We start from the raw sequence: 15,681 nt of genomic DNA, 5'->3' as shown, positions 1-15,681 counted from the left end.
CCTCAGTCGCGCAGGGCGCGGCGGATCACCTTGCCGGTGGTGGTCAGCGGCAGCTCCGGGGCGAAGACGATCTCGCGCGGATATTCATAGGCGGCGAGGCGGGTGCGCACGAAGTCCTGGATCTCCGCCACCAGCGCGTCACTGGGCGCGTGGCCCGGCGCCAGCACCAGCACCGCCTTGACGATTTCCGTGCGCAGCGCATCGGGCTTGCCCACCACCGCCGCCAGCGCCACCGCCGGATGGCGCAGCAGCACATCCTCGATCTCCGCCGGGCCGATACGGTAGCCGGCCGAGGTGATGATGTCGTCGTCGCGACCGAGGAAATGGAAGTAGCCGTCGGCGTCCTGCCGGGCGAGATCGCCGGTCAGCAGCCAGTCGCCGGCATATTTCGCGGCGCTCGCCTCGGGCCGGTTCCAGTAATTGAGGAACATCACCGGATCGGGCGCACGCACGGCGATCTGCCCCATCTCGTCCACCGCGCAGGCGGTACCGTCCTCGCGCAGCACCGCCACCTCATGGCCGGGAAGGGCCTTGCCGGTGGCGCCGGCGCGGGTGACGCCCAAGGCGGCGTTGGAGCCGATCACGTAATTGCACTCGGTCTGGCCATAGAATTCGTTCACCTGCAGCCCCAAGGCGGCGCGGCTCCATTCAAAGGTCTCCGCGCCGAGCGCCTCACCGGCTGATCCCACGGTGCGCAGATCGAAGCCGAAGCGTGCCTTCGGCTGGGGGACCGCGCGCATCATCTTGAGGGCGGTGGGGGGGATGAAGGCGTTGCGGATGCCGGCCCGCGCCATCAGCGCGAAGGCCGCCTCGGGATCGAACTTGCCCTTGGGCTGCACCACCACCGGCACGCCCAAAACCAGCGCCGGCAGCACCGTGTTGAGCAGGCCCCCGGCCCAGGCCCAGTCGGACGGCGTCCACATGCGATCGCCCGCATGGGGCATGAAATCATGGGTGAAGCGCACCCCGCTCACGTGCGGCAGCAGCACCCGGTGGCCGTGCAGCGCCCCCTTGGGCTGGCCGGTGGTGCCGGAGGTGTAGATCATCAGCGCCGGAGTTTCGGGACCGGTGGAGACGGCGGGCGGAGTGTCGGCGGCGCGCGCCGCCAGCCCGTGGAAATCCAGCACGTCCGCGCGCGCGCCATCCACGTTCACCACCAGCTCCAGCGTCTCGGGCCGGGGGCTGATCTTGGCGAGGCCGGCATCGTCCGTCACCAGGGCGCGGGCCCCGGAATCGGTCAGCCGATAGGCGATGGCGTCGACGCCGAAGGCGCCCGCCAGGGGCACGGCGATGGCGCCGAGCTTGTAGACCGCGAAATGGGTCGCGAGCACTTCCACCGACTGGGGCAGCAGGATGGCGACCCGATCGCCACGCCTGATGCCGTGGGCGGCGAGGGCATGGGCCAGCCGGTTGGAGAGGGCGCACAGGGCACCGTAGGAGACCGCCCGCAGGTCGCCAACCTCGGGCACGAGCAGGGCCGGCCGGTCCGGGGCGCGCAGGGCCCACTGGTCGCAGGCGTCGGTGGCCATGTTGTAGGTGGCCGGCAGGTTCCAGCGGAAGGCGCGGGTCAGCGCATCATAATCGTGAATGTCCGGCAGCATTCCTCACACCCCGTTCGCCCCTCGCATGACGGGCGCTCGCCGGAGCGGTTGGGCGGTCACGGGACGGCCGGTCCGCTCTCGGTGCCGGGGGTGATGCGCCAAGGCCCCACGCCGGGTGCCGCCGCCGCGGCCAAGCGCTGAGGTGACCCGCCGAACTGCGCCGCTGAAGCGGTGGGCTGCCACGGCAGCTCTTCAACGCGGCATGCCGGTCTGGCGTGTGACGCGCCTTGACCCCGGTCGCCTCGCGTGACCAAGGGTTTAGGGCCTCAGGGGCGGCCGGTCCACGATTGTTTTGCCGCGACGCAACGGAACGTGCGGCGGCGCACCCTCAGCGTTCGTCGGGCTGCGCCAGCACCAGGGCCCAATACACCTTGTATTTGGAGTTCGGCGCGTTGGCGGTGGCGATCCCCATGCGGGTCATGCCGGGGGCAAGCATGTTCTTGTTGTGGGAGGGGGAGTCGCGCCAGCCGGAGAACGCTTCCGCCAGGGTGTGGTAGCCGGCGCCCACGTTCTCCACCGCCAGCTTGGCATCGTAGCCCGAGGCCTTCATGCGCTGCATGAAGCTGCGCCCGCCCACCTCGTGGGACAGGTTGTCGGCCCGGGCCATGGCATTGGCCTGGTCCTGGGCGATCTTGTTGAGGGCCGGGTCGACGCTGACCGGGGTCAGGCCGCGGGCGGTGCGGTAATCGGAGATGATGGAGGCGGCGGCCTCCGGATCCACCGGTTTCCCGGTCTTCGCCAGGTTGGTGTAGAAGGCCGGCTGGTCGGTGAGGCTGGTGTCGGTGGTGCCGCAGCCGGCGAGCAGCAGGGCGAGCAAGAGACCGAAGCCGGCATGACGACGGGCGAAGGGGGCGCGCATGGCGGCTCCGACTGGCTGAACGAACGGACGGTTGCGCCGGCGAAGGCCGGCTGGCCGGTTGGGCGTCGTTGTGCGCCCAGCCGGGTATAGGAGGCGTTAAAGCGGGCCGGCGGGGCTCAGGCCTCGTCGCCCTGGGGTTCCTCGGCCGAAGGCGTCGCGGGGCGCGGCGGCACCAGATCGGCCGGGGCCCGCGCCAGCGACGCCCAGGGCTGGGAGGCCATGCCGATGCCGGCGGCGCGGAACTTGGCCAGCAGCTGGAAGTGCAGGTCACTGCGTACGGTGAGGGAATAATCCACGTTCGCCACCACGCAGCGCAGCTCGAACACCATGCCCATTTCCGAGAATTTGGTGAGGAACACCCGCGGCGGCGGCGTCTGCAGCACCTGCGGATGGGTGCAGGCGCAGCCCACCAGGATGTCGCGCACCTCCTCGGGATCCGCGTCATAGGCCACCGAGACGGTGATGATGACGCGGCCGGTGGTGTTGGCATGGGTCCAGTTCTTCACCATGCCGGTGATGAGGTCGGAATTGGGCACGATCACCGAGGCCCGGTCGAAGGTCTCGATCTCGGTGGAGCGCACCGAGATGCGCCGCACATAGCCTTCCTCGCCCTTCACATTGATGGTGTCGCCCACCCGGATCGGCCGTTCCGCCAGTAGGATCAGCCCCGAGACGAAATTCGACACGATGGCCTGCAGGCCGAAGCCGATACCCACCGACAGGGCGCCGGCGAGCAGCGCCAGGTTCTCGAGATTGAGCCCCAATTCGCTCATGGAGACCATGATGGCGATGATCACGCCCACATAGCCGACGATGGTGGAAATGGATGACTGCAGCGAGGGTTCGAGCCCGGTGCGGGGCAGGAAGGACACCGAGATCCAGCGCTGCAGGCCGCGCGCCACGGCCAGGCCCACCAGCAGCATGCCGGCGGCATAGAGCACGCCGGTGAGGGTGATGGTGGCGGTGCCGATGCGGATGCCGAAGGACAGGCGCTCCACCGTGTCCAGCACGTCGGTGGACGAGGCCCCCCAGCTGCCGACGATGAGGAACACCGCCACCACGAACAGCAGCACCTTCAGCAGGCCGGCGACGATGATGCCCATCAGCTCCAGGTTGGCGGGCTTGAGGCCGAGGGTCTTCGACAGGTGGCGGGCGCGCGTGGTCTCGGAGGAGAGGCCCTCGCCGAAGAAGGCATCGATGAGGCTGTAGAGCACGTAGAGCATGCCCAGGATGGCGCTGGCCATCACCACTCGGCCGGCCACGAAGGCGGCGAAGCTCACATAGCCCAGCACCAGTGCGGTGAAGAGCAGCAGCACCACCAGCCACACCAGGAAGCGCACCCAGTGGCGGCCCTCCATGGGGTGGCCGCCGGCCGCCGCGTCGACGGCCGGCGGCGCGGCATCCTCGTCTTCCTCGGAGCGGGCGAGGTGCAGCAGGAACCGGGCGATGAAGGCGCCGATCAGGAGCGCCATGACGGCGCTGGTCACCACCGTCAGATCGAGCGGGGCGAACAGCACCCGGTGCAGGGCATTGAGCACCACCGCCACCACCAGCGCCCACACCGCCCACGAGAAATAGCGGAAGGTGATCATGGCGGCGCGGTCGGAGATGGCCGGCATGCGGCGCCAGGCCTCCCCCGGTGCCAGCATGGCCCGGGCGGCGCCGGTGCCGATGGCCTTGATGAAGACCGCGGCGATGAGGCCGTGCACCAGGTCTTCCACCCGCGGTGGGATCAGCGAGAAGGCATTGAGGATCATCACGGCGATGATGCTGGCCAGCGGCGCGACGGTGGCTTCCAGCACCAGCACCTTGATCGCCTCGCCCGCGGCGCGCAGGCGCGAGAAGCTGCGGCCATCGGCCGGCGGCGGGGTGCGCAGGCGGTTGCGGAGCCAGCGGCCGACGGCCACCACCAGGCCCACCAGCACGGCGGTGCCGCCGAGAATGCCGGAGAGCGCCAGTGGACCGTGGGTGCGGGTGGCGTAGGCGCTCCAATCGGTCATCAGGAACTGGGTGGCGCGCGCCTCGCCGGCGGTGGCCGCCAGCGCATTGGCCCACAAGGTGGGGTCGAGAATGGAGTCGGAACGCTCGAACAGCTGGCTGGTGAACATCGCCCGGCGGCGGGTGCTGATGCGGTCGGCGGCCTGGCTGGTGCGCTCCGAGAGCGTGCGGATGGGCCCGAACACCGCATCGAGCTCGGCGACCTGCTTCTGCACCCGCTCGCGGTCGGCGGTGACGGTGGGGTCTTCGGTCGTGTCCTCGGTGGCCTTGGCGGGGATCGACTTCAGCCGCGCGCGGGCATCGGCCAGGCGGGGGGCGACGGTTTCCGACAATTGCTGGAGGTCTCGGCGGATGGGGTCGATCCGCCGGCGCAGGTCGTCGAGATCATTGGGGCGCAGCCCCTCCACCGACAGCGCGGCTTCGAGAGCGTCGAGCGCGGCGCGGCTCGATTCGATCTTGTCGCGCGCGCCGGTGATCATGGGGTCCGGCACTGCAGCCGGTGGCTTGGGTGGCTCGGGCGCGACCGCCGGCGCGGCGGGCTGCGGTGTCGCGGCGGGCGTGGCGGCCGGGGCCTTGTCGCCTGCCGCTGCGACCGGCGCGGCGGCCGGTACAGCGCCCCCTTGAGCGAAGACCAGGTTCGGGCCACAGGCCAGGACGGCCCACAGGACCAGAAACGCGAGGACCCCCTTCGACTGCGAACGCATACCTTCCACCTCCGGAGCGGCGTTCCTGTCGCGCGAACACGGCGGCGTCATGGCAGGGCCTTATGGCAAGGCGGCGTGATGGCAAGGCCCTGTGGCACGGCATCATGCCGCTGCGCCGGCTCGGCGCCTTAGGGGGCAACCGGAGGGGAGGCGGGGCGCTGCACCCCCGGGATCCTGTCTGTCACCACATGGAACCTGTCACGACGCCGGACCTGTCACCAGACCAGACTTGTCACCAGACCAGACTTGTCACCAGACCAGACTTGCCACCAGACCAGACTTGTCACCAGACCAGACTTGTCACCAGACCAGACTTGCCACCAGACCAGACTTGCCACCAGACCAGACTTGCCGCGACGCTGAACTTGCCGCTAATTCGGCCTGCATCCGGCGGGTTCGAGCCGGGTCCGCGCGAGGCATTCCTTGATGACACCCGAAGATTCCGTCAAGTCCGCAACCAGCGTCGTCCTGCCCGATACGCAAGATCCCGTCGCCATCGCCGCCGCCCTGATCCGAGCGCCGTCGGTGACGCCGGACGCGGAGCCGGCGATGGAGATCGTGGCGCGGCTGCTGGAACAGGCCGGCTATCGGGTGGAGCGGCTCACCTTCGCCACCGGCGGCACCCCCATCGTCAACCTCTATGCCCGCATCGGCGAGACGGGCCCCAACCTGTGCTTCGCCGGCCATGTGGACGTGGTGCCGGTAGGCGACGCCGGCCAGTGGACCCACGGCCCGTTCACCGGTGAGGTGGCCGACGGGCTGCTGTATGGCCGCGGCGCGGTGGACATGAAGGGGGCGGTGGCCGCCTTCCTCGCCGCGGCCCTGCGCCATGGCAAACCGGCCAAGGGCAGCCTCTCCTTCCTCATCACCGGTGACGAGGAGGGTCCCGCCCTCGACGGCACCGTGAAGGTGGTGGAATGGCTCGCCGCCAAGGGCGAGACCATCGACCATTGCGTGCTGGGCGAGCCCACCAATCCGGCGGCGCTGGGGGATGCCTTCAAGATCGGCCGGCGCGGCAGCCTCTCCGGCGTCATCACGGTGAAGGGGGTGCAGGGGCACGTGGCGTATCCGCACCTCGCCGACAATCCGGTGCCGCGGCTGGTGCACCTGCTCTCGGCGCTGATCGCCGAGCCGCTGGACGCCGGCTCGGACTTCTTCCCGCCCTCCAATCTGGAGGTGGTGTCGGTGGACGTGGGCAATGCCGCCTTCAACGTCATTCCCGCCACCGCCACCGCGCGCTTCAACGTGCGCTTCAACGATCATTATTCCCTGGCGAGCCTGGAACAGGAAATCCGCCGCCGGCTGGATCGGGCCGGGACCGGTTATGCGCTCGCAATCCAGGCCGGCGCCTCGGAGAGCTTCATCACCGCGCCGGGCCCGTTCGTGGACATCGTCGCCGGGGCGGTGGAGGCGGTCACCGGCCGCCGGCCCCAGGCTTCCACCTCCGGCGGCACCTCGGATGCCCGCTTCATCAAGAACCTGTGCCCGGTGGTGGAGTTCGGCCTGGTGGGGCAGACCATGCACAAGGTGGACGAGGCGACGCCAGTGTCGGACGTCACCGACCTTACCGCCATCTACAGCCAGATCATCACCCACTATTTCGCGCAGTTCGCCTGAGCACGGGATCCATCATGAGCGCAGCCGAGACCTCCTTCCACCTCGACTTCGAGGATCGCGACATCGCCGTGCGGACCATTCCGGGCGAGGGCCCGGGCGTGTTCTGGCTGGGCGGCTTCAAGTCCGACATGACGGGCACCAAGGCCCAATATCTGGCCGATCTCGCCGCTGATCGGGGCAAGGCTTACACCCGCTTCGATTATTCCGGCCATGGCGCCTCCGGCGGCCTGTTCGAGGACGGCACCATCTCCCGCTGGCTGGAGGAGGCGCTGGCGGTGTTCGATACCACCACCGAGGGCGAGCAGATCGTGGTGGGTTCCTCCATGGGCGGCTGGATCGCTCTGCTGCTGGCGCGGGCGCTCAAGGCGCGCGGCGACAGCCGGCTCAAGGCGCTGGTCCTGGTGGCCCCGGCCCCCGATTTCACCGAGGAGCTCATGTGGGCCCGCTTCCCGCCACCGGTGCAGGAGCTGATTCTCGGCAGCGGGCAATTCCTCAAGCCCTCGCTTTATGGCGAGGAGCCCTATGTCATCACCCGCGCGCTGATCGAGGATGGTCGCAACCACCTGCTGCTCAGCGCGCCGCTGGCGGTGGGCTGCCCGGTGCGCATCCTGCAGGGGGCGAAGGATGAGGACGTACCGTGGGAGCACGCCATGGCGCTCGTCACCTGCCTCGCCGAGGACGACGTGGTGTTCTCGCTGATCAAGGACGGCGACCATCGCCTGTCGCGCCCCGAAGACCTGGAGCGGCTCGGCGTGGCGGTGGAAGAGTTCTTCTGACGACGCCGGATGCGCCCGCGCGGCGCGTGAGCGCCTCGGCTTGAGCACCTCCACTTGGGACCGGTCGAAGACCGGGACAGATGGGCTCAGGCCTCGGCGCGGGCGGGCGACCACATGGGCATGCGGGCGATGAGGTAGCGATAAGGCGCGAGGAACAGCGCCACCATGGCGAGCTTCACCAGGTAATCCACCATCGCCCAATTGGTCCACGGCAGGTCGGTGCCGGAAAAGGCGAGGGAGAAGAACACCACCGTATCGATGGCCGAGGAGACGACGCCCGAGAGGAACGGCGGCAGCCACCAGGCGCGCCGGCGCAGAGTGTTGAACACCGTGGCGTCGAGCAATTGGGCGACGATGAAGGCGGTGCCGGAGGCGAGCGCGATGCGCGGCGTGGCGAACAGCGCCGACAAGGCCAGCGCCAGAGCGAAGCCCGCATAGATCACCTGCCGCGTGCGCGCGAGCCCCAGCCGGCGATTGGTGAGGTCGTTCACCAGGAAGGTGAAGGGATAGGTGAAGGCACCGAAGGTGAGGTAATCCTGCAGCCCGAACGGGGTGAACGGGAACTGCACCAGGACGTTGGCCGCCAGAACCGTGGCGCACATGGCAAAAACCGCGAGCGCGAACGCCCGCGGTTCGGACCGCACCAGACCAGAAAGGCCGGACATCAGGCGGCGGGCGCTTCCGCGCTCTGAGCCTTGGCAATCTTGCGCTTCAGCTCGAGGGCGCGCGGCGACAGCTCCTCGTCGCGGGCCTTCTTGAGGAACGCGTCGAGGCCACCGCGGTGGTCCACGCTCTTGAGCGCATTGGCAGACACGCGCAGGCGGATCGACTGGTTGAGGGTCTCGCTCTGCAGGGTCACGTTGCACAGGTTCGGCAGGAACCGGCGCTTGGTCTTGCGGTTCGAGTGGCTCACGAGGTGGCCGGTCAGAACCGCCTTACCGGTCAGATCACACCGCCGGGACATGGCAGAAGTCCTTCTAGTCTTGTTGCACGCAGGGAACGCTGAGAGCCTTCGGGCCCTGCCGCACTCACCCGCTGGATCGGGAAGCGGCTCCTATAGGGGCGAAGCGCGCGGGCGTCAAGGTCGCGGCGGTCTCCAGCCGGGTTTCGGCGAGGGTCCGCTCAGCCCCCATAGCGCAGATTGAGCAGGCTCGCGCCCACATTATAGCCGAGGGTGCCGCCGGCGCCGCTGGTGTCGAACAATTGCAGCACCGGGGCCGAGGCCGCGTTCTGGGTGGCATCCCAGATGGCGGTGAAGCGGGCCAGCAGCTTGTCGAGCTTGGCGGGGTCCTGCAGGTCGGCCACCTTGAGCTTGGCATCAACGATGGATTTCTGGGTCTTCACATCCACCTTGCCCATGTTCTCGGGCAGGCCAAAAGTGGTCTGCACCACCTTCCAGAGCGCCGAGTCGCCGAGCAGGCCATAGGCGCTCTTCACGCTCGGCGCCACGCGCTTGAAATAGAGCGCGAGCTGCACCCCCTGGTCGTTCTGCCCCAGGGTCTCCTCGATGGATTGCTGCAGATAGGCCTTCACCACGTCATCGGCGCTGGCGGGGGCATAGAGCGCGGCCGAGGCGTTCGGATTGAGATTGCTGAACGCCTTGGCGAAATTGACGAATCGATTGTCCGCCAGCTTGTTGGCGAAGCTCTTGGAATCGCTGAGATCGCTGGTGATCACCTTTTTCATGTAGGCCTTGGCGTGGGTCATATCGCTGAGGCCGTAGGCGGTCATGGCATAATTGAACAGGCGGTAGTTGCCGATGAGGTCATCCACCGTCTTCACCTTGCCGATGTTGGCCCGGAAATAGGCGGTTTCCGTCTTCACCTGCGGATCCGCCGCCTGCTGCTTCAGGGCGGCGGCGCTGTTCTTGGCGTAATAATTATAGGTCGCGACGGTGGAGCCGAGATAGATGCTCATGGATCGATGCTCATGGGACACCCGGTGGAGCGACCGGCGTCGCCCGTTGATCCCTCCACTCTAGGCACGGGGTGCTTTGCGCCTCAAGGGCACCAGCGTCGCCGCCGCAAGCCTCACGCCAGCTTCGCCGGCCCGCCCGGGGGCAGCAGAGTGGCACGGTCCCGGGCCACCGCATCGACGATGAAGTCCGCCGCCACCCGCACCCGGGCAAGGTCGCGCATGTCGGTGTGGCTGAGGAGCCAGAAGGTGCGGGTGAGACTCACCTCGTCGGCCAGCACCGGCACCAGATCGTCATCGCCGGGGCCGGCAAAAAGGTCGCCCATGAAGCAGGGCAGAACACACACGCCGGCACCGCCGCGGGTGGCGGTGAGCTGGGCCACCAGGCTGGAACTCTTCAGCCGCACCCTGAGATCCTTCGCCACCAAGGGCACGTAATCCAGCTCCGGCGTGTAGATGAGGTCATCCACATAGCCGATGAAGGCATGGCGGGAGAGGGCGGCACGGCTGTCGATGACGCCGGCGCGGGCGAGGTAGCCCCGCGATGCATAGAGCCGCAGCCGGTAGTCGGTGAGCTTTCGGGCATGGAGCCGCCCGGCCTTGGGCCGGCTCAGGGAAATGGCGAGGTCGGCCTCGCGCTTCGACAGAGAGAACAGGCGCGGCATGGCCAGAAGTTGGATGTCGAGATCGGGATGGGTCTCGGCCAGCGCGGCGATGCGCGGGGCGAGGAAGAAGGTGCCGAAGCCGTCCGGCGCGCCGATCCGTACCGTGCCGGCAACGCCCAGATCGGCGCCGCCGATGGTCCCCTGGGCGGATAGCGCCAGGCTCTCCATGCCCTCCGCCGCCGCCAGCAGCCGCTCGCCGGCGGCGGTCAGGGCATAGCCATGGGGCTGGCGATCGAACAATTGGGCGCCCAGCGCGCCCTCCAGAGCGGCGAGGCGGCGGCTGACGGTGGAATGCTCCACCTTGAGCCGCGCCGCCGCCACCGTGAGGCGCCCGGCCCGCGCCACCGCCAAGAAGAACTTCAGGTCCGACCATTCAAAGTCGCTGGCGCGCACGGGACCTCCGGATGGGCAATGGCGCAATGGGCAATGGCGCATGTGAAAGGGCGCACAGGGATCGTGCAAGAATTGCCCTAGCTGTGCGCAAAAGGATAGGGCATCGTCACCGCAATCAAGGTCGCGTTCAGCGGCCGGAACAGTTTTGGAAACGCAACGGTCCCGGGCCCGGCCCCGGGGCCACGGGCCAAGCCCCAGGGAAGGACACGCACCATGCGCGACATCGGCCATTTCATCGGCGGCAAGCACGTGCCGGGCACCTCCGGCCGCAAGGCGGATGTGTTTGAGCCCATGACCGGCGAGGTGGTCGGTAAGGTGGCCCTCGCCTCCACCGAGGAGATGCGGGCGGCGGTGGAAAACGCCAAAGCGGCCCAGCCGGCCTGGGCCGCCACCAACCCGCAGCGCCGCGCCCGGGTGCTGATGAAGTTCCTGGAGCTGGTGCAGCGCGAGTATGACGCCCTGGCGGAACTGCTCGCCCGCGAGCACGGCAAGACCGTTCCCGATGCCAAGGGTGACATCCAGCGCGGCCTCGAGGTGATCGAGTTCGCCTGCGGCATTCCCCATCTCCTGAAGGGCGACTTCTCCGACGGCGCCGGCCCGGGCATCGACCTTTATTCCATGCGCCAGCCTCTCGGCGTGGTGGCGGGCATCACCCCGTTCAACTTCCCGGCCATGATTCCCATGTGGAAGTTCGGGCCGGCCATCGCCTGCGGCAACGCCTTCATCCTGAAGCCGTCCGAGCGCGACCCCGGGGTGCCTATGCGCCTCGCCGAGCTGATGATGGAGGCGGGCCTGCCGGCTGGCATCCTCAATGTGGTGAACGGTGACAAGGTGGCGGTGGACGCCATTCTCGATGATCCGGATATCCACGCCATCGGCTTCGTGGGCTCGTCCGCCATCGCCCAGTACATCTATGCCCGCGGCGCCGCCAACGGGAAACGGGTGCAGGGCTTCGGCGGCGCCAAGAACCACATGATCATCATGCCCGACGCCGACATGGACCAGGCGGTGGATGCCCTGATCGGCGCCGGCTACGGCTCCGCTGGCGAACGCTGCATGGCCATCTCGGTGGCGGTGCCGGTGGGGCAGGAGGCGGCCGACCGGCTGATCGAGAAGCTCATTCCCCGGGTCGAGAGCCTGAAGATCGGCCCCTCCACCGACCCCACCGCCGATTTCGGCCCGCTGGTGACCCGCGAGGCGGTGGAACGGGTGAAGGGCTATGTGGGTCTCGGCGTGCAGGAAGGCGCCAAGCTCCTGGTGGATGGCCGCAATTTCACCCTGCAGGGCTATGAGAACGGCTTCTACATGGGCGGCTGCCTGTTCGACAACGTGACGCCCGACATGCGCATCTACAAGGAAGAGATCTTCGGCCCGGTGCTCAGCGTGGTCCGCGCGCCGGACTATAAGGAAGCCCTGCGGCTGCCCACCGAGCATGAATATGGCAACGGCGTCGCCATCTTCACCCGCGACGGTGACGCGGCGCGCGATTTCGCCTCCAAGGTGAACGTGGGCATGGTGGGCATCAACGTGCCGATCCCGGTGCCGCTCGCCTACCACACCTTCGGCGGCTGGAAGCGCTCCGGCTTTGGCGATCTCAACCAGCACGGGCCGGATGGCGTGCGCTTCTACACCAAGACCAAAACCGTCACCGCCCGCTGGCCCTCGGGCATCAAGGACGGCGCCGACTTCAACATCCCCACCATGGGGTGAGACGCACCCGGTTGCGGCCCGCCGCTGGCTCAATTGAGAATGTGCTATCATTTTTGATAGCACATTTGAGAGCATGAGGCGGGCCATGGCCCAGGTGCTGATCCGCAACATTCCCGAGGAGACCTTGAATGTCTATCGGGAGCGAGCGAAGCGGAACGGGATCTCGCTGGAACAGGAGATCCGCAATCTGTTGGAGCAGAACCGGCCCTATACGCCGGAAGAGCGGGTGGCGATCTCGCGTTATTTCCATTCCAAGACCTTGAAGGTCTCGCCGCCGCTCACGCTCGATGACATCCGCGAAGGCCTCGAATGAGTGACCCCGTCGTCGTGGATGCCAGCGTTGCGGTGAAGGGGCTCGTGAAGGAGGAGGCTGCCCGGCAGCTGGATCTGCCGCTGATCACCACTGACGCCCGCCTCATCCGCAAATTCGCGGCCTCGCCTTATGCGGCCTCCATCCTTCCCTTATCCGACTGGCGCCCCTGACATGTTCACCCTCACTGACGACCAGAGAGCCATCCGCGATATGGCGCGGGATTTCGCCGCCGCCGAGATCGCGCCCTTTGCCGTGGAGTGGGACGAGCGCAAGCATTTCCCGGTGGAGACCCTGCGGGCGGCGGCGGCGCTGGGCATGGGCGGCATCTATGTGGGCGAGGATGTGGGTGGCTCCGGCCTCAGCCGGCTCGATGCCGCGCTGATCTTCGAGCAGCTGGCCACCGGCTGCCCGGGCACCTCCGCTTATCTTTCCATCCACAACATGGCCACCTGGATGATCGACCGCTTCGGCGACGACGCCCAGCGGGCGGCCTTCGCGCCCAGGCTCACCACCATGGAGCACCTCGCCTCCTATTGCCTCACCGAGCCCGGGGCGGGTTCGGACGCGGCGGCGCTGAAGACCCGGGCGGTGCGCGACGGCGACCATTATGTGCTCGAGGGGCAGAAGCAGTTCATTTCCGGCGCCGGCGCCTCCGACCTCTATGTGGTGATGGTGCGCACCGGCGGTGACGGCCCAAAAGGCATCTCCACCTTGGTGGTGCCCGCCGATACCCCCGGCCTGTCGTTCGGCGCCAATGAGAAGAAGATGGGCTGGAACGTGCAGCCCACCCGCGCGGTGATCTTCGAGGGCGCGCGGGTGCCGGTCGCCAACCGGCTGGGGGCGGAAGGCGAGGGCTTCAGGATCGCCATGGCGGGGCTCGATGGCGGCCGGCTCAACATCGGCGCCTGTTCCCTGGGCGGCGCCCAGGCGGCCCTGGACAAGACCCTCGCCTACATGCGCGAGCGCAAGGCGTTCGGCAAAAGGCTCGATGAATTCCAGGCCCTGCAATTCCGCCTGGCCGACATGGCCACCGAGCTGGAGGCGGCGCGCACCTTCCTGTGGCGGGCGGCCGCCGCCCTCGATGCCAAGCGCGCCGATGCCACCCGCCTGTGCGCCATGGCCAAGCGCTTCGCCACCGATGTGGGTTTCAAGGTGGCCAATGAGGCGCTGCAGCTGCACGGCGGTTACGGCTACCTCGCCGACTACGGCATCGAGAAGATCGTGCGCGACCTCCGGGTGCACCAGATCCTGGAAGGCACCAACGAGATCATGCGGCTCATCGTGTCACGATCGCTGATCGCCGAGGGCCATTAAGACGATCTCCCTTTCCCGCAAGGGGCGAGGGGAGGCAAACGATTGGGGAGGAGCCACATGACCACCATCGCATTCATCGGCCTCGGCAATATGGGCGGGCCCATGGCCGCCAATCTCATCAAGGCGGGCCATCAGGTGCTCGGCTTCGACCTCTCGGCGGCGGCCATCGAAGGGGCGATGGCGCGGGGCGTCACGGTGGTTTCCAGCGCCAAGGCGGCGGTGGCCGATGCGGACGTGGTGATCACCATGCTGCCGTCGGGCATGCATGTGGTGGGGGCCACCACCGGCGCCGAGGGCCTGTTCGCCCTGGCCAAGGCCGGCACATTATTCATCGATTCTTCCACCATTGACGTGGAGTCCGCCCGCGCCTTCCATGCGGCGGCCCAGGCGTCGGGCCATGAGAGCGTCGATGCGCCGGTGTCCGGCGGCGTCGGCGGGGCGGAGGCGGGCACCCTCACCTTCATGGTGGGCGGCACCGATGGCGCCTTCGCCAAGGCGCGGCCCTTTCTGGAGCTGATGGGCAAGAAGATCGTCCATTGCGGCGGTGCCGGCGCCGGGCAGGCGGCGAAGATCTGCAACAACATGATCCTCGGCATTTCCATGATCGCCGTCTCGGAAGCCTTCGTGCTGGGGGAGAAGCTGGGCCTCTCCCATGAGGCACTCTATGAGGTGGCCTCCACCTCCTCCGGCCAGTGCTGGTCGCTCACCACCTATTGCCCGGTGCCCGGGCCGGTGCCCACCAGCCCCGCCAATCGCGGCTATCAGCCGGGCTTTGCCGCGGCGCTGATGCTGAAAGACCTGCGCCTGTCCCAGGAGGCGGCGGGATCGGCCGGCGCGGTCACCGCGCTGGGCGCGGCGGCCACCGCCCTCTACACCGCCTTTGCCGAGGCGGGGAACGAGGGGCGTGACTTCTCCGGTATCGTGGAGTGGATCCGCACCCGCGACGATACTTGAGCGCATCTCTCCGTCAGGTCATGAAAAAGGGGGCGGATGACCCGGGTCATCCGCCCCCTTTTTATGGTGCCGGCGCCTCAGGGGCGCGGCAGCAGCGGCAGGGGCGAGGGCCCATAGGCATTGTCCCGCGGCTCGGAGGGCTGCACCCACCAGAACAGCAGCACCAGGAAGCCGATGAACGGCAGGAAGAGGATGAAAAACCACCAGCCGCTGCGCCCCACGTCATGCAGCCGTCGGACCGTGACGGCGAGGGAGGGCAGGATCAGCAGCAGGTGGACGAGGCCGCTCAGCCAATTGGGGGCGGCATAGACATAAAAGGCGGACATGGACGACATGCCCGGGCCCATCACCACCGCATGCTCGCTGACGGAGCTGGTGAACAGCATGACGCCGATGATGGCCGCAACCACCTCCACCAGGATGGTGAACACCCAGAACCACCAGAATTCACTGCGCGGCGCGCGGCCGCGGAACACGGCATATTTCGACAGGCAGCTTTGAACTGCAGCTCCAAACGTCATCGCCCCCTCCTCACGACGCGGGCACGCCCGCTGTGCCTCAGCCTATAGCGGAGCGCGGCGGCGTTCGCCATGGAGGTCGCTTCACCGCCGAGGCCCGTGCCCCCCGGACGGCGCGTGCCAAGGAGCTGACTCGTCAAGGAGCAGACGCGCCAAGGGACAGACGCGCTGAAAGGCGGTCTTGCTGAGGGCGGATGTGATGAAGGCGGAGCGCTCGCGAAGTGGTAGCAGCGGGCGGACTTGAACCGCCGACCTCCGGGTTATGAATCCGGCGCTCTCACCAACTGAGCTACGCTGCCTCGACCAACGCGACGGCGCGCCGTCGCTGCGAGAAGGCGCATATAG

The 15,681-nt window shown here is 68.0% G+C and carries 15 protein-coding genes and 1 tRNA gene; 7 read left to right on the top strand and 9 right to left on the bottom strand.

Going from position 1 to position 15,681, the window contains the following annotated elements; translation table 11 throughout:
• Positions 1-2: 2 nt before the first annotated feature.
• The 3 genes from MEU52_RS05235 to MEU52_RS05225 all read right to left on the bottom strand — a co-directional run bounded on the left by MEU52_RS05235 (position 3) and on the right by MEU52_RS05225 (position 5,162).
• Positions 3-1,601, bottom strand: coding sequence for an AMP-binding protein (locus MEU52_RS05235; RefSeq protein WP_238119518.1), 1,599 nt, complete (start codon positions 1,599-1,601; stop codon positions 3-5).
• 328 nt (positions 1,602-1,929) lie between these two features.
• Positions 1,930-2,460 (bottom strand): CAP domain-containing protein, encoded by a 531-nt coding sequence (locus MEU52_RS05230; RefSeq protein WP_238119521.1) that lies wholly within the window; start codon positions 2,458-2,460, stop codon positions 1,930-1,932.
• Positions 2,461-2,576: 116 nt separating this feature from the next.
• Positions 2,577-5,162 (bottom strand): DUF3772 domain-containing protein, encoded by a 2,586-nt coding sequence (locus MEU52_RS05225; protein ID WP_238119529.1) that lies wholly within the window; start codon positions 5,160-5,162, stop codon positions 2,577-2,579.
• Positions 5,163-5,588: 426 nt separating this feature from the next.
• Between MEU52_RS05225 and dapE the strand changes: the two genes are divergently transcribed.
• Together dapE and MEU52_RS05215 are read left to right on the top strand one after the other, a co-directional pair.
• Positions 5,589-6,779: a succinyl-diaminopimelate desuccinylase gene (gene dapE, locus MEU52_RS05220; RefSeq protein ID WP_238119539.1), complete on the top strand. Its 1,191-nt coding sequence runs from the start codon at positions 5,589-5,591 to the stop codon at positions 6,777-6,779.
• A 14-nt stretch (positions 6,780-6,793) separates the two neighbouring features.
• Entirely contained in the window at positions 6,794-7,555 is a 762-nt protein-coding gene (locus MEU52_RS05215) for an alpha/beta hydrolase (protein ID WP_238119547.1), read from the top strand.
• Between the two features lie 86 nt (positions 7,556-7,641).
• Here MEU52_RS05215 and MEU52_RS05210 read toward each other — a convergent pair whose 3' ends face one another.
• The 4 genes from MEU52_RS05210 to MEU52_RS05195 all read right to left on the bottom strand — a co-directional run bounded on the left by MEU52_RS05210 (position 7,642) and on the right by MEU52_RS05195 (position 10,527).
• Positions 7,642-8,157 carry a queuosine precursor transporter gene (locus tag MEU52_RS05210; RefSeq protein WP_238119549.1) on the bottom strand — a complete coding sequence of 172 codons (516 nt, stop codon included), beginning with the start codon at positions 8,155-8,157 and terminating at the stop codon, positions 7,642-7,644.
• A 62-nt stretch (positions 8,158-8,219) separates the two neighbouring features.
• Positions 8,220-8,519, bottom strand: coding sequence for a 50S ribosomal protein L28 (rpmB, locus tag MEU52_RS05205; RefSeq protein ID WP_238119558.1), 300 nt, complete (start codon positions 8,517-8,519; stop codon positions 8,220-8,222).
• A gap of 158 nt (positions 8,520-8,677) precedes the next feature.
• Complete coding sequence (locus MEU52_RS05200) at positions 8,678-9,472, bottom strand: DUF1217 domain-containing protein (protein ID WP_238119560.1); 795 nt, start codon at positions 9,470-9,472, stop codon at positions 8,678-8,680.
• A gap of 113 nt (positions 9,473-9,585) precedes the next feature.
• Positions 9,586-10,527, bottom strand: a complete 942-nt coding sequence (locus MEU52_RS05195; protein WP_238119562.1) for a LysR family transcriptional regulator — start codon at positions 10,525-10,527, stop codon at positions 9,586-9,588.
• Positions 10,528-10,740: 213 nt separating this feature from the next.
• On the opposite strand from MEU52_RS05195, the gene MEU52_RS05190 reads away from it, so the two are divergent.
• From MEU52_RS05190 to mmsB, 5 genes are all read left to right on the top strand, one after another.
• Positions 10,741-12,237, top strand: a complete 1,497-nt coding sequence (locus MEU52_RS05190) for a CoA-acylating methylmalonate-semialdehyde dehydrogenase (protein ID WP_238119564.1) — start codon at positions 10,741-10,743, stop codon at positions 12,235-12,237.
• 85 nt (positions 12,238-12,322) lie between these two features.
• The gene (locus MEU52_RS05185; RefSeq protein WP_238119566.1) at positions 12,323-12,550 is read left to right on the top strand and encodes a FitA-like ribbon-helix-helix domain-containing protein; all 228 of its coding nucleotides are present in this window, start codon (positions 12,323-12,325) and stop codon (positions 12,548-12,550) included.
• Complete coding sequence (locus MEU52_RS05180) at positions 12,547-12,720, top strand: hypothetical protein (protein WP_238119568.1); 174 nt, start codon at positions 12,547-12,549, stop codon at positions 12,718-12,720. The genes MEU52_RS05185 and MEU52_RS05180 overlap by 4 nt, the downstream gene beginning before the upstream one ends.
• Before the next feature lies 1 nt (position 12,721).
• Entirely contained in the window at positions 12,722-13,864 is a 1,143-nt protein-coding gene (locus MEU52_RS05175) for an isobutyryl-CoA dehydrogenase (protein ID WP_238119576.1), read from the top strand.
• A 57-nt stretch (positions 13,865-13,921) separates the two neighbouring features.
• Positions 13,922-14,818: a 3-hydroxyisobutyrate dehydrogenase gene (mmsB, locus tag MEU52_RS05170; RefSeq protein WP_238119586.1), complete on the top strand. Its 897-nt coding sequence runs from the start codon at positions 13,922-13,924 to the stop codon at positions 14,816-14,818.
• 77 nt (positions 14,819-14,895) lie between these two features.
• Here the strand turns inward: mmsB and MEU52_RS05165 are convergent, their stop codons facing one another.
• Both MEU52_RS05165 and MEU52_RS05160 read right to left on the bottom strand, forming a co-directional pair.
• Positions 14,896-15,339, bottom strand: coding sequence for a DUF805 domain-containing protein (locus MEU52_RS05165; protein WP_238119588.1), 444 nt, complete (start codon positions 15,337-15,339; stop codon positions 14,896-14,898).
• Positions 15,340-15,558: 219 nt separating this feature from the next.
• Positions 15,559-15,635: transfer RNA gene (locus tag MEU52_RS05160), tRNA-Met, on the bottom strand.
• Positions 15,636-15,681 lie beyond the last annotated feature (46 nt).

Source organism: Xanthobacter sp. NM-25 (assembly GCF_022138605.1).
In the GTDB taxonomy this organism is placed as follows: Bacteria; Pseudomonadota; Alphaproteobacteria; order Rhizobiales; family Xanthobacteraceae; genus Xanthobacter.
Note: the sequence above shows the minus strand (reverse complement) of the source record. Positions and strands in the feature narration are given on the sequence as shown.